Here is a 12,538-nt window from a genome sequence, read left to right on the forward strand (position 1 = left end):
CCTCTGTCTGCGCTTTTCAAGCTTGCCAATCGGCGAGTTTTCTTTACATGAAATTGTCTATTACATAGGAGGCGATTTCTTCATATCGTTTACCAATCGGATGGTCGGCTTGATAAACGGATCCCCTAACTCCCGATTCTTCATCTGGTTGGCCAAGAGGTAATTGGGCAATCAACTTTGTTTTCAGTTCAGCTGCTAACTTCTCTCCTCCACCTTGTCCAAAGATATATTCACGCTGATTCGTTACCTTACTTTCAAAATAACTCATGTTTTCAATTACACCAATAATATGATGGTTTGTATTTCGAGCCATTTGACCTGCACGTGCGGCGACAAAAGCAGCAGTAGGGTGAGGGGTCGTAATAATTAACTCTTGTGACGACGGAATTATCGTATGAACCGCTAGCGCCATATCTCCCGTTCCAGGCGGAAGATCGAGTAGCAAATAGTCTAGCTCGTCCCATTCTACCTCCGTAAAGAAACTCTTCAGCATTTTCCCTAGACGCGGGCCACGCCAAATAACCGGCTCATTATCTTCTACGAAAAAACCCATAGAAATCATTTGAACACCATGTGCCGTGACAGGAACAATACGATTCCCCCGTAGCGTCGGTCGTTTGGTTACACCCATCATATCTGGAACACTAAAACCGTAAATATCCGCATCAATAATCCCTACTTTTTTTCCTAACCTAGCCAAAGCTACTGCGGTATTCACCGTAACGGTTGACTTACCTACGCCACCTTTTCCACTAGCAATCGCCAAAAACTTTGTCTTCAATTTTCCATTTAACAATGTCGGAGCTTCATCATCGACCGATTTATATCGTTTAATCACTTCTTCTGGTAGTTGAGCGAATCGCAGACCTACCGTTTGAAACCCATGTTGCTTTAATTTCGCTACAATTTCTTGCTGCAGATCCATCTGCTCTTTTGTGTTTACCTTTGCAAGAGCAATTTTTAAACTAACATGCTGTTTCTCTTCTTTTATTACTATTTCTTCTATGCCTGAGGTTTCAGCTAATGGTATAGCTAAAAACGGATCTTTTAATACCCCTATCTGTTCTATTACCTGCTCTTTCGTCAACAAATCGAAACAACCCTTTCTAGTTAGATACTCTAAAATGAGTATATCACATCCGGTTTGTTTCCATGAAATGCCGCGCTTTACAGATCTGGGGCAGTAAGAAAACTTAAAATGCCTTGATAAATACTGGCTGCCATTTGATCTTGGTAAGCATCTGTTCTTAATAACTCTCGCTCTTCCGGGTTTGACAAAAAACCAATCTCAACTAACGAAGCCGGTCGATTCGCATGTTTTAATACATAGACACCATTAATCGCTAAAGCATCACGATTCGTATTTTCTAAATTATATTTGATTTGTTCTTGAATCAGTTCAGCTAATTTCTTACTTTCGGATAGTGTTGGATGATAAAAAGTTTGTGCTCCTCTCCACCTTGAAGAAGGAAGGGCATTTAAGTGGATGGTGATAAACACATCTGGATCTTTCTCCTCAATAAATGCAACACGATTTTTTATATCCTCAACCTTTCTTCTTGATAATCCCGTTGTATCTTCCGCGGCCAGATCTTTGTCCGTTTCTCTAGTCAAGTAGACTAACGCCCCGGCCTGTTGTAAATAATCACGAATTTTTTCACTTACCTCTAAAGCAATATCTTTCTCAAACGTATCTTCATCGCCAACCGCCCCACCATCCGGACCACCGTGACCAGGATCTAAAACAATTTTCTTTCCAGCTAACGGAAGGTTCCACGATTCCCATGAATCAGCTGATTGTTGGATTGGATATCGAATCAAATATATTAGCAATATTGCTCCTATTATCCATAACAAAACTGATACCAAGCGCCTCACAACGATCACTCCCAATCCACTTCTTCTATTTAACTATATGGGACAACCGGAATTTTTAGAACGGAAAGGCGAAAACGCGGTCTCCAGTTTACAGCTCACTTAGCGGGCACATCAAGGACAAAGAAAAAGACTTCCAACGCCATTAGCATCGAAAGTCTTTCTACCTGAATTTTTTCCACTTCTATTTCATTTCTTCTATCCAATCCGTGATCCGCCCATATTGTTGTAGATTTTTATGTTCGGTTTTATGCGGATGTTCGGACAGATAGACAGCCTTCATTTCTAACAACAACGCCGGAGCAATCTCATTGATAAAATTATCACCAACAGAAATCATTTGTTCAAAAGGCAAGTCATAAGTTACATGTAGTTGTTCAAATAGCACCGTAGTTTTTGATGGTTTTCGAGCAGAAGAAATCACATGATCAAATACATTTGTCAAATCCAATTCACCAAGTAAACGATTTACATCTTCTCGGTCACTATTTGTCATCAATATAATGTCATGCTCTTTCTTTAAATCCAACAAAAATGTTCGCAGTCCAGGAATCTGTTCCAATTGAAACTGATCACTGACCATAAATTCCTTTGTAGCCATATAACTCGGTTGAGACTCTTTTACACCATAGTGTTTCGCGCAAGCAAACGGCAACCACCATCCATCACCTATCGCAACAATATTTTCAAAATCAAAAGAAACTTGTCCATCACCGTATAAGGAATCAAGATCGTCTACCGTACTACCATCCCATCGATGTGCCTCCACTACTTTTAAGGTCATCGGATCAATTGTTAATGATAAATCATGGTTCACATCATACGCCTTACCAATCTGTACAACATGATTACCTGCCTTCATTTTCTCGTAATCATTCCAATAGTCTTCCTGCTCAGCTGAGGTTACGTCCGCACTTAATAACTTTGCATAATAATCAAAGTGTTGACTACCTTCGTAAAGCGTGCCATCTAAGTCAAATATATATAATTTTTTCACAAAAAAACGCTCCCTTCTACGTTAGCCTGTTATTTAAGCTCTATGTATCGAGACTGAATCGTTCCATGCAGTGTCTTTGTAGCCGTCAAAACAGACGAATGCTTAAAAACATTCACCGGATCACCGGAAACTGTTGTGAATTTGACCCCTTGTTCTTGCAATAATACAGAAGCTGCTCCAAAATCCCATGGTCCCAACCCGTTAAAAATTGCAGCCTCAAAACGGCCAACCGCAACATAAGCTAGTTCCAGTGCAGCTGATCCAATACAACGAAAACCACGAATTTCTTGTACCATTTGTTGCAAAGGCTGCTCAGCCAAATAATCGTTTGGCGCTAACCAAAGGTGGTTCATTGCAATTAAAGCTTGCTCGTATGTTTTCTCTTCACCAAGCGGTTCTACTCTTGTTTCGTTCACATAAAGCCCATTACCTATTAAGACATGGAACATCTCGTCAGACATTACATCGTAGATAATACCTACAAGCGGTTCTCCTTCATGATACACACCAACAGAAATAGAGAAATTCCGTTTGTTGTGGACAAAATTTGTTGTTCCATCAATCGGGTCGACCAACCAGACCGTTTCTTTTTGCGGATCATATGCCGACTGTCCTTCAGAAACCCCTTCTTCTCCTAATAAAAAATGATCCGGAAAGGCTTCCTTAATTTTTTTCGAAAAGAAACGCTCAATTTCTTTATCCTTTTGTGTAACAAGATCAGCTGCAGATGTTTTATATTCCACTTCAACCTCTTGCACCACAGCTTGTCTTAAATTAGTTCCCGCTTCAAGCGTCCATTCTTTCGCTAGTCGATATAACTCATTAACATCCATCTTATGAACTCCTTTTTAAATATAAATAGAGATGAGGAATAATAATCCCTCATCTACATAACCGTTAAACCATTTTCTTACGTATTTTACCACTAATTATGTCAATCAAACTTACAAAAACAACAACTACAATTAAAATCATCCCAACTTCTTCCCAATTTCTCTGATAAGTTGCGAAAATAAGCGGGGTACCAATACCACCAGCACCTACAACACCTAATACGGTAGAGGCACGTACATCTATTTCAAAACGATAGATCGAATACGAAGAGAACTCCGGTAAAACTTGTGGTAGCACACCATACCAAATCGATTGGATACGATTTCCACCACTTGCTCTAATTGCATCGACATTACTCATATCAATCGACTCGATGACTTCTGCGTATAACTTCCCAAGCATACCAATGGAATTAATACTGATCGCAAGAACACCTGCATATGGACCAATCCCAACAGCCGCAACGAAAATAATGGCAAAAATCAGCTCCGGTATCGCACGAATGATGTTAAGAATAGCTTTGCCAACATAAGAAAAATTCCTTGAAATATTGCGCGCAGCTAAAAACGATACTGGAATCGCTAAAATCGTGGCAACAATTACACCAGCAAAAGCAATCGCAATCGTTTCAATCATAAGTTCTATATAACTCGGGAATTGTACAATATATTCCATGTTTGTAATTGGCACAATAAAGATCCGTCTTAGCGTATCTAAGGGCGAGGCGGCTGAACTAGAAACACCAAATGGCGTAGTTGCAAACGCCGCAATATACAACGCACTCAAGATTAGCAACGTTAAGCAAAAGTAAATTCTTCCTTTTCTTGTTGTCGCTTTTCGTAAAGCTACTTTCGGTTGTTCGCTCATTATTCTAATCGCCTCCTTATGCTATTACTCACAAAGTCAATCAATGAAATAGCTAAAAATGTTACGAGTATTATCGTTGCTACATTATCAAAATTAAACATGTTTAATTGCTGTCTTAGAATAATACCAATCCCACCTGCTCCAACAAAACCAAGTACTACAGATGCTTTCACATTAATTTCCAACACATATAAAGTGTAGGAAGCAAATTGAGGAAGGATCTGTGGCATGATTCCGAACATAATTACTTGGAGGGAATTTCCGCCGGAAGCCCTAATCGCATCTAGTGGTCCAGGATCGATCGCCTCGATCGTTTCACTAACTAATTTTGCTAAGATGCCCAGCGAAAATACGGTTAATGCCAAAATACCAGATACTGCCCCAATCCCTACTAATGCAACAAACAATACAGCAAGGATGATCTCAGGTATGGTTCGCAAAAAGTTAAGGAAAACACGAACACTTTGATAGAAATATTTATTTCGATTCACATTACTAGCTGCTAAAAAACTAAATGGTAGTGCAAATATCATCGAAAACGTTGTACTGAATAAAGCCATATTCCATGTCTCAATAAGACTTAATGCCACTCGGTTAAAATACCCCCAATTTGGCGGCCATAAGTCTTCTACTACAAACAGAAAGATAATCGGCAATCCTTCAATAACACGATCCGGATAGGCTCTCGTCTGAATAGCGGAAAGAATGTAAAGTCCAACGACAATGAATATTACAATCGCAAGATACCATTTAAAACGTTTAGGCGTGAGCGGATAGCGTTCTAACTCTGCTGCCTGCTTATTTCCCTGGTTCTGCATTAGGCTTCATCTCCTCCGAGAAGATCGTCATCTTTTATCGGACGACCATAAATTTGTTCAAATGTCTTCTCAGATACTTGATCGATTGGACCATCAAATACAACTTCCCCATCACGCAAGCCTATTATACGATCTGCATATTCCATTGCCATATCAATAAAGTGAAGGTTTACAAGAGTGGTTAAATTATCTTCTTTACTTACACGCTTTAAATCTTTCATTACGCGGTGTGAGGTTGGAGGATCTAAACTCGCTACAGGCTCATCCGCTAGAATCACTTTCGGTTGTTGAGTGAGGACTCTGGCAATACTTACCCTTTGTTGCTGTCCACCACTTAATTGATCTGCTCGCACATAAGCCTTTTCGCCAATTCCAACCCGATTCAAGTTCGCCATAGCTAATTGTAAATCTTCTTGAGGAAATAGCCCTAACATACTACGAAATGTTCCCGTATAGCCAAGACGTCCTGCCATTACGTTTCTTAACACAGACATCCGTTTAACCAAGTTATAGTTTTGAAAAACCATCCCAACATTGGTTCTTAGGTGTCTTAATTTTTTCTCTTTGAACGCTAAGATATCTTCACCATCTAATAGCAATTCACCGTCTGTCGGTGTTACCATTCGGTTGATACTACGAATTAATGATGATTTACCCGCACCAGACATACCAACAACAACGACAAATTCACCGTCGTTTATTTTCAGGTTAATATTTTTCAAAGCGTGATGTCCGTTTGGGTACACTAACGACATATCTTTAAATTCGATCAACTGTACTCACCATCCCAATCATTAAATTCTCTTTCCTATACAGAAAAGAAGCACCTAGTCATCACTACACATAGTTCATGATTCGTGACGACAGGCACTCTTTTATTTACAAATCATTAACAAATGAAAATTAATTTGAAAGCTCATCTTCGAATTGAGCGAATACTTCTCGTACGATATCATAGTCTGAAGATTCAGCTACTGCGATACCATCCCATGTGTAGATTTCATTCATTATTGCAAGCATTTCTTCATTTTCATTTAAACTCATGAATGCATCCGTAATTTGTTGTTTCAAATCATCGGAAAGTTCACTTCTTACCGAAATTGTATCATTTGGAATTGCATCTGTATATCCAATTACTCGGAGATCTTCATGAATATTAGGAAACTCTTCTTCTAATGTGTCACGAGCATCATTAAACGTTGTTGCAAAGTCTGCTTGACCATCAACTAGTTGCATCATTGCATTGTCATGACCACCAACTCTTAAGCGTTGGAAGTGATTATCTAAGTTTTCGATACCCATATCCATTAACTGTTTTGCCGGGAAAAGGAATCCTGAAGTAGATAGATCATCAGGGTACGCCCATACAAGCCCTTCAGTTGCTATTAAGTCATCTAGTGTTTCAATAGGAGAATCTGCCGGAACTGTATATTGTGCTACATAGAAATCGTCACCATGACGGATTGATTTTAAGATAACTTCTACATCGGCACGATCTTCTGCTTGAACAAAACCAAACGGATTTAAGAACCCGATGTCTACTTGTTGTGTTCTCATTGCTTCAATTAGACCACTAAAATCAGCCATAACTTCCGCACGAACAGGAATACCTAGCTCTTCAGAAAGAAACTCTTCTAATGGCTCGGCTGTTGTAGCAATATTACCTGCATCTTGTGATGGAATAAAACCCATTACTAGCTCGTCCACTTCATCTCCACAAGCTGATAAAGTAACGACACTTAATACTAATGCGAATAGAAAAACAAAACGTTTTAACAAAATAAATCCCCTCCAAGTATTTTATATTTCGCTCTTACAATATCCTATTATTATCTACAATTTTCTGTAAGTCAATGCGATTTACAAAACTTTTACGTAAAATAATTATTTACCCTGTTAGATCTCTTTACATGGATAAATACGGTTGCTAATTCCCATTATTAACCGACGGAAAATACATCATATATAACGAGAATATGCTAAAATTGTCAAAGAAAACTAACTCTAGGGGTGATCGTAAATTGACTGCATTTGAGAAATTGTATTCATTCGTTATTCTTTTTGCTGTGATTATCGGGTTAAGTGTTGGACAAGTAGGCCAGATTCGTACTTCTGCTGAACACTTCATCGTACCTTTATTACTTGTTATGCTATATCTTACTTTCATACAAATTCCATTTTCGGAGCTTAGACAAGCGTTTCAGAAAAAGAAATTCACCTACACTGCTCTCGCGTTAAACTTTTTATGGACTCCGTTCTTCACTTGGTTGCTAGCAATTTTATTTTTATCAAATAATCCAGAATTATACCTAGGATTTATCCTATTAATGATTACACCTTGCACGGATTGGTATTTGATTTTCACAGGAATTGCTAAAGGAAATGTGGCCGCCTCCGCAACAATTTTGCCTTTGAACTTGTTGTTACAAATAACCTTATTGCCACTTTACCTCTATATTTTCGGAGGTACAACAGGAATGCTTGAAATATCTTTTCTTGTCGAAAGTGTTCTCATTGTGTTATTTATTCCTCTATTACTGGCGATTCTAACAAATTATTGGTTGAAAAACAAACAAAAAAGAAGAGAAGCATTTCTTAGGAAAACAAGTACACTTCCCATTCTGTTTTTAAGTCTGGCGATTGTGGCGATGTTTGCCTCTCAAGGTCAACTATTATTTCAACACCTAGACCTGTTGTGGAAACTAATAATACCTATTTTGTTATTCTTTTTGATTAACTTTTTCATTGGTCAAAAACTTGGCCACATCATGTGTTTCTCTTATAAAGACCGTGCTAGTCTAAGTATGACTACTCTAGCTAGAAACTCACCAATTGCGCTCGCGATTGCAATGACCGCATTTCCCGATCAACCGTTAATCGCACTGACACTTGTAATAGGTCCATTAATAGAGTTACCGATCTTAACAATAATTACTCAAGTATTGTTGTTCAAAAGAAGAATTTCGATAAAGTGAAACTTCAATCACAGTGGGGGGTTTAGTTATTCCCCCACTGATTGTTAGCCCTAAAGGATGACCTAAAGGCCTTTGAACCATTCGGGGTGCTGGCGTCCGTTACTCACACTTAAATTACTTGCTTTTCTCGTTGTTTTGAAGTGGGAGTCTTACGAACGGTTGCTCCGGGATAAATGGAAATGTCCATTAATTAGTTTTTTTATCTATGATCATTTTCAAAAAAATTACATGGACAATTTACCTTTGGGCCACTCCTTGAATAAATTATCAAGAATATTTTCTAGGAGGATGAATTATGGAGAAAGTAGCACAACAACCGGAACATCTTGCATGGCATGAAACATTAGAAATTCATGAATTGGTAGCATTCCAATCCATCGGTTTATTAAAATTAAAAGATAGCTATGCAGACATAACAGCCCCCGCATTGAAGAACCTATACAAACAAGCGATAAACGGTTTGAGTACAAATGTGGAAGAATTACTTGCATTTTTCCCGAAAGCCCCTTATCACAGAAATGATACGACCGATGAAATCGATCGTAACGCCAAGCATTCGATTTATGTTGGAGATCTCTTAGCTTTATTTAAATCAGGCATTAAAAATTATGCGATTGCACTTTCGGAAACAGCAACTCCTTCTTTGCGAGAGGTATTAAAGAAACAATTCTGTTCGACTGTCGATATGCATGCAAAAATCTTTACTTATATGCAAAAAGAAGATTTGTATCCAGCTTACGACTTAGAAAAATTGTTAACAAACGATACCCAACTTGCAAAGAAGGCACTAAGCAAAACGTTTTAGTTAGCAGAGATAGGAAACGGTGAGCCTATTCATCCATTTCACCGTTCCTAATCATACATAAATTAATTGTCAACACAACCGAACAAACTGCCTTCTGATAAAGAAAAAGACAGTTTGTTTTCATAACATTATAAAGTAGCGTAGTAGGATTCCTTAGCTCCCCCTGATTGTTAGGGCTAAAACTGAAAGGCCTTTGAAGCCTCGGGGTCTAGTGTTCGTTCCCGCTTAATCTACTTTGATCTTCTTGATGCTTGGTAGTGATCGGGTTACGAACGATTACTCCGGATAAATTAAAATGGTTTACCGATTGTTGTAGGTCTTCGGCCATCTGACTAAGCGTTTCGGAAGAGGCTGCAATCTCTTCCATCGTTGCGTTTTGCTGTTGAGCTGATGCAGCAACGTTCTGGGTGTTCCCTGCTGCATCTACTGCAATTTTTTCTGATTCTCTTACCGAGTGTAACACCGATTCTGTACTTGAATTGATTTCCTCCATCGCAGCCGACACTTCTTCCACTTGTGTCTTCACATCATAGATCGCCTTTGAAATATCACCAAAAGCTGCACCAGCATTGTTAACTAAAACAATTCCACCCTCAATAGCATCTTTCCCTTCTCCCATATAGGTTACGGAATTTTTGATGCTTTTTTGAATGTCTGCAATAAGTGAACCTATTTGACCCGCAGCTGTGCCTGTTTGCTCTGCTAGTTTCCGAACTTCATCAGCTACCACCGCAAACCCTTTTCCTTGTTCTCCTGCTCGCGCCGCTTCAATCGCCGCATTTAACGCTAATAAATTCGTCTGTTCCGCAACATCGGTAATTAGGGCAGTGATCTTACCAATCTCCTCTGATTTCCCCCCTAACTCTCCGATACTCGTTACTGTACGGGTTGCCCTTTCATTAATTTTTTGCATTTGACCGTCCACTTTGTTAATTACCTGTGCACCTTCCTCGGCCTTCTCACTCGTTTTTGCCGCAGAGTCATTCGCCACTTCCATGCTAAGTGAAATTTGATCCATTCCTTTTGATATTTCCGATACCGTAGTAGTAACATAATTACTGCTCTCCACCTGCTTATCCGCACCCACTGCCATCTCTTGCATGGCTACAGCGATACTGTCTGTTGCTTTGCTTGTTTCTTCTGCACTTGCAGATAACTCTTCAGATGATGCAGCCACTTGTTCGGAAGTTTCTGCTACATCGTTAATCAATGTCACTAAACTATTTCTCATTAAATTATAGCTTTTAGCTAATTGACCAATTTCATCTAGTGATTGGTCCGTTATTGTCGCTGTGAAATCACCTTGACCAGCTTGTTCCATCGCACCAGCAACGTGTTGCAACCTTTTTTTCAGGCGCCTTGTAAATAAAATAACAATCATCATCACAACAAAAATGATTATCAACACTGCGATGCCAAAGGATTGAATCGTTTGATTGATTGTAGTATCAATAAATTGTTGGGAGGCACCTACATACCAAATCCCAATCACTTCCCCGTTTTGATCTCGAATTGGTTGATAGGCTGTTTGATACATATTTCCAACCACTTCTGCTTCGCCAAGATAAATTTCTTCATTAGTCAGTACTGTTTCAGCTACATCATCAGAGACTTGCGTACCAGTAGCCCGTTCTCCATTAATTTGAACATTTGTTGTCACTCGTGTATCACCAAGAAAAATCGTGACGGTTCCACCTGTCATGTCCCCAATTTCATCAACCAGTTCGTTATTATCATTAATTTGTAGCGATCCTTTAAATAAAACTCCATCTTGAACATTCCATGGTCCAGGATATTGTGCATCAAGATAACGATACCCCAGTTCCAAATCAGACTGCGCTTTATCTATCGCAGCTTCTTTTATCCCAGCAGTGATTTGATCTCTTGCAACCCATCCTAAAGCAATAGCTAGTAATACTATTACTCCCATTACTAATACATTGAGTTTCGTGCTAAACTTCCATCGTTTGATCAGGCCTTTCATCGTTCATCCCTCATTTCTCGTTTAGTTGTAAAGCACTTCTAATCTTCGTTCTGTTGAATAATGGTAGTAATAAAGTAAAACTCCAACAGTAGGGTTTCTTGGTGCTTGGTATTTCCACCCTGATTGTTATGCCTAAAAGACAATCGAAAGCCCTTAAATCCTTGGGGTGGAACGATAAGTTATTTCTACGTAAACAACATAGCTCTTCTTTAAGCGAGAATCGTGTAGGGGTTGCTTGGGGTGAGTCACAGAATATTTTGAACATTACTATATTTATATATAATACTACATAAATCGACAAAATCCTTCAAATTAATTTCAAGGTCCATTTTACCCCTCATTCGTTTCATCTGTATAGTACCTGTGAAGAATGATATAATCAGAGGAGATTATTGCAATGATTGGTTGTAGATTCTAATGTTTGCTGTATTTGTATAGGTATAAGTAAGAGAAAGGAGGGAACTTTATGGATTGGTTAACAGACTGGGGACCACTTATCCTCATTATAATCGTAGCAATTTTCGTTCTTCGGACCGTTGTTAGCTTTGCTATGAAAGTCCTTACTAGTATTGTTTTCTTAGCTTTGGCAGGTTTTGCTGTTTATTATTTTATTCTTTAGTAAGTTCTATAATTTTTATTTTGTCCATGAGAAGAGAGGATTGTCTTCGCATGTTAACTATTCTTATAAGCAAACGAAAAGATGATCCTTTATGAATGAGGATCATCTTTTCGTTTACCTGTTATACTTCTTTCATCAGATCTTTGCGTCTTCCTAATGATTATTAATTATGCTAGATAGATTCGGTTTCATATGGCTCTTGTATTTCCTGCGCGGCATAACGACTAGACTGACTGATAGCATTTGAGCCAGCGATAATAAAGAGTATGGATGGTATTAAGTGGAATATATTTACGAATAATAAGATAATACCTGAAACCAACAACCACGTACCAGTATTCTTCAATTGCACAAAATTATTAGCTCTTATCGCTTTTACCAACCCAATTACAAATAAAGTTATCGCAATTACAGTTTGGATTCCCGCAACAGTTAATCCAATTTGAAGGGCTCTATCCGTTAATGGAGCATCAAGCGGTTGATCATAATCCACCATTCCCCCAATGAAAAACGTCCCCATAAACATCCAAAACAGTGATCCAACCATCCCCAAAATTGCACCAATTAAACTCATAACAAAAACAGGTTTTTTATTCAATGTATTCTCCTCCCTTTTAGCAAATATAGTATACATACATTGCATTTGCATATTATAACATATTCCTGTTTTTTCTTTCCATGATTCATTTGAATCAATATTTCATTGTTCTTTTGGTAATCTATAGGGCGATCGAACCAAACTAGTGAGGCGTAGCTTATCCTTT

Annotated in this window: 13 protein-coding genes; 3 read left to right on the forward strand and 10 right to left on the reverse strand. The window is 38.6% G+C overall.

Annotated elements, in window-relative coordinates:
* Window positions 1–43: 43 nt before the first annotated feature.
* The 8 genes from OWO01_RS09320 to OWO01_RS09355 form a co-directional block, all read right to left on the reverse strand.
* Window positions 44–1,090, reverse strand: coding sequence for an Mrp/NBP35 family ATP-binding protein (locus tag OWO01_RS09320; protein ID WP_268780187.1), 1,047 nt, complete (start codon window positions 1,088–1,090; stop codon window positions 44–46).
* A 77-nt stretch (window positions 1,091–1,167) separates the two neighbouring features.
* The gene (cwlD, locus tag OWO01_RS09325) at window positions 1,168–1,878 is read right to left on the reverse strand and encodes an N-acetylmuramoyl-L-alanine amidase CwlD (RefSeq protein WP_268780188.1); all 711 of its coding nucleotides are present in this window, start codon (window positions 1,876–1,878) and stop codon (window positions 1,168–1,170) included.
* Between the two features lie 181 nt (window positions 1,879–2,059).
* Window positions 2,060–2,872 carry an HAD family hydrolase gene (locus OWO01_RS09330; protein WP_268780189.1) on the reverse strand — a complete coding sequence of 271 codons (813 nt, stop codon included), beginning with the start codon at window positions 2,870–2,872 and terminating at the stop codon, window positions 2,060–2,062.
* Between the two features lie 29 nt (window positions 2,873–2,901).
* On the reverse strand, window positions 2,902–3,705 hold the full coding sequence (locus OWO01_RS09335) for an inositol monophosphatase family protein (protein WP_268780190.1): 804 nt from the start codon (window positions 3,703–3,705) through the stop codon (window positions 2,902–2,904).
* Window positions 3,706–3,769: 64 nt separating this feature from the next.
* The gene (gene phnE, locus OWO01_RS09340; RefSeq protein WP_268780191.1) at window positions 3,770–4,573 is read right to left on the reverse strand and encodes a phosphonate ABC transporter, permease protein PhnE; all 804 of its coding nucleotides are present in this window, start codon (window positions 4,571–4,573) and stop codon (window positions 3,770–3,772) included.
* The gene (gene phnE, locus OWO01_RS09345) at window positions 4,573–5,391 is read right to left on the reverse strand and encodes a phosphonate ABC transporter, permease protein PhnE (protein ID WP_268780192.1); all 819 of its coding nucleotides are present in this window, start codon (window positions 5,389–5,391) and stop codon (window positions 4,573–4,575) included. Before phnE (OWO01_RS09345) ends, phnE (OWO01_RS09340) begins: the two co-directional genes overlap by 1 nt.
* On the reverse strand, window positions 5,391–6,164 hold the full coding sequence (phnC, locus tag OWO01_RS09350) for a phosphonate ABC transporter ATP-binding protein (protein ID WP_268780193.1): 774 nt from the start codon (window positions 6,162–6,164) through the stop codon (window positions 5,391–5,393). Before phnC ends, phnE (OWO01_RS09345) begins: the two co-directional genes overlap by 1 nt.
* A gap of 130 nt (window positions 6,165–6,294) precedes the next feature.
* Complete coding sequence (locus OWO01_RS09355; RefSeq protein WP_268780194.1) at window positions 6,295–7,170, reverse strand: phosphate/phosphite/phosphonate ABC transporter substrate-binding protein; 876 nt, start codon at window positions 7,168–7,170, stop codon at window positions 6,295–6,297.
* Window positions 7,171–7,412: 242 nt separating this feature from the next.
* Here OWO01_RS09355 and OWO01_RS09360 point away from each other — a divergent pair, with 242 nt between their 5' ends.
* Window positions 7,413–8,366, forward strand: a complete 954-nt coding sequence (locus OWO01_RS09360) for an arsenic resistance protein (RefSeq protein WP_268780195.1) — start codon at window positions 7,413–7,415, stop codon at window positions 8,364–8,366.
* A gap of 295 nt (window positions 8,367–8,661) precedes the next feature.
* Window positions 8,662–9,171 carry a spore coat protein gene (locus OWO01_RS09365; RefSeq protein ID WP_268780196.1) on the forward strand — a complete coding sequence of 170 codons (510 nt, stop codon included), beginning with the start codon at window positions 8,662–8,664 and terminating at the stop codon, window positions 9,169–9,171.
* Window positions 9,172–9,379: 208 nt separating this feature from the next.
* Here the strand turns inward: OWO01_RS09365 and OWO01_RS09370 are convergent, their stop codons facing one another.
* Entirely contained in the window at window positions 9,380–11,155 is a 1,776-nt protein-coding gene (locus OWO01_RS09370) for a methyl-accepting chemotaxis protein (RefSeq protein ID WP_268780197.1), read from the reverse strand.
* Between the two features lie 466 nt (window positions 11,156–11,621).
* Here OWO01_RS09370 and OWO01_RS09375 point away from each other — a divergent pair, with 466 nt between their 5' ends.
* A complete protein-coding gene (locus tag OWO01_RS09375) occupies window positions 11,622–11,774 on the forward strand; it encodes a hypothetical protein (protein ID WP_268780198.1) in 153 nt (50 codons plus the stop codon).
* 172 nt (window positions 11,775–11,946) lie between these two features.
* Here the strand turns inward: OWO01_RS09375 and OWO01_RS09380 are convergent, their stop codons facing one another.
* Window positions 11,947–12,372 (reverse strand): hypothetical protein, encoded by a 426-nt coding sequence (locus OWO01_RS09380; RefSeq protein ID WP_268780199.1) that lies wholly within the window; start codon window positions 12,370–12,372, stop codon window positions 11,947–11,949.
* Window positions 12,373–12,538 lie beyond the last annotated feature (166 nt).

The organism is Natronobacillus azotifigens, from assembly GCF_026805325.1.
Taxonomy (GTDB): Bacteria; Bacillota; Bacilli; order Bacillales; family Amphibacillaceae; genus Natronobacillus; species Natronobacillus azotifigens.

Excerpts from the sequence above, each read along its gene's own strand:
- OWO01_RS09335 (WP_268780190.1), bottom strand. The coding sequence starts at position 3,705 with ATGGATGTTAATGAGTTATATCGACTAGCGAAAGAATGGACGCTTGAA.
- OWO01_RS09375 (WP_268780198.1), top strand. The coding sequence starts at position 11,622 with ATGGATTGGTTAACAGACTGGGGACCACTTATCCTCATTATAATCGTA.
- phnE (WP_268780191.1), bottom strand. The coding sequence starts at position 4,573 with ATGAGCGAACAACCGAAAGTAGCTTTACGAAAAGCGACAACAAGAAAA.
- OWO01_RS09365 (WP_268780196.1), top strand. The coding sequence starts at position 8,662 with ATGGAGAAAGTAGCACAACAACCGGAACATCTTGCATGGCATGAAACA.
- OWO01_RS09370 (WP_268780197.1), bottom strand. The coding sequence starts at position 11,155 with ATGAAAGGCCTGATCAAACGATGGAAGTTTAGCACGAAACTCAATGTA.
- phnE (WP_268780192.1), bottom strand. The coding sequence starts at position 5,391 with ATGCAGAACCAGGGAAATAAGCAGGCAGCAGAGTTAGAACGCTATCCG.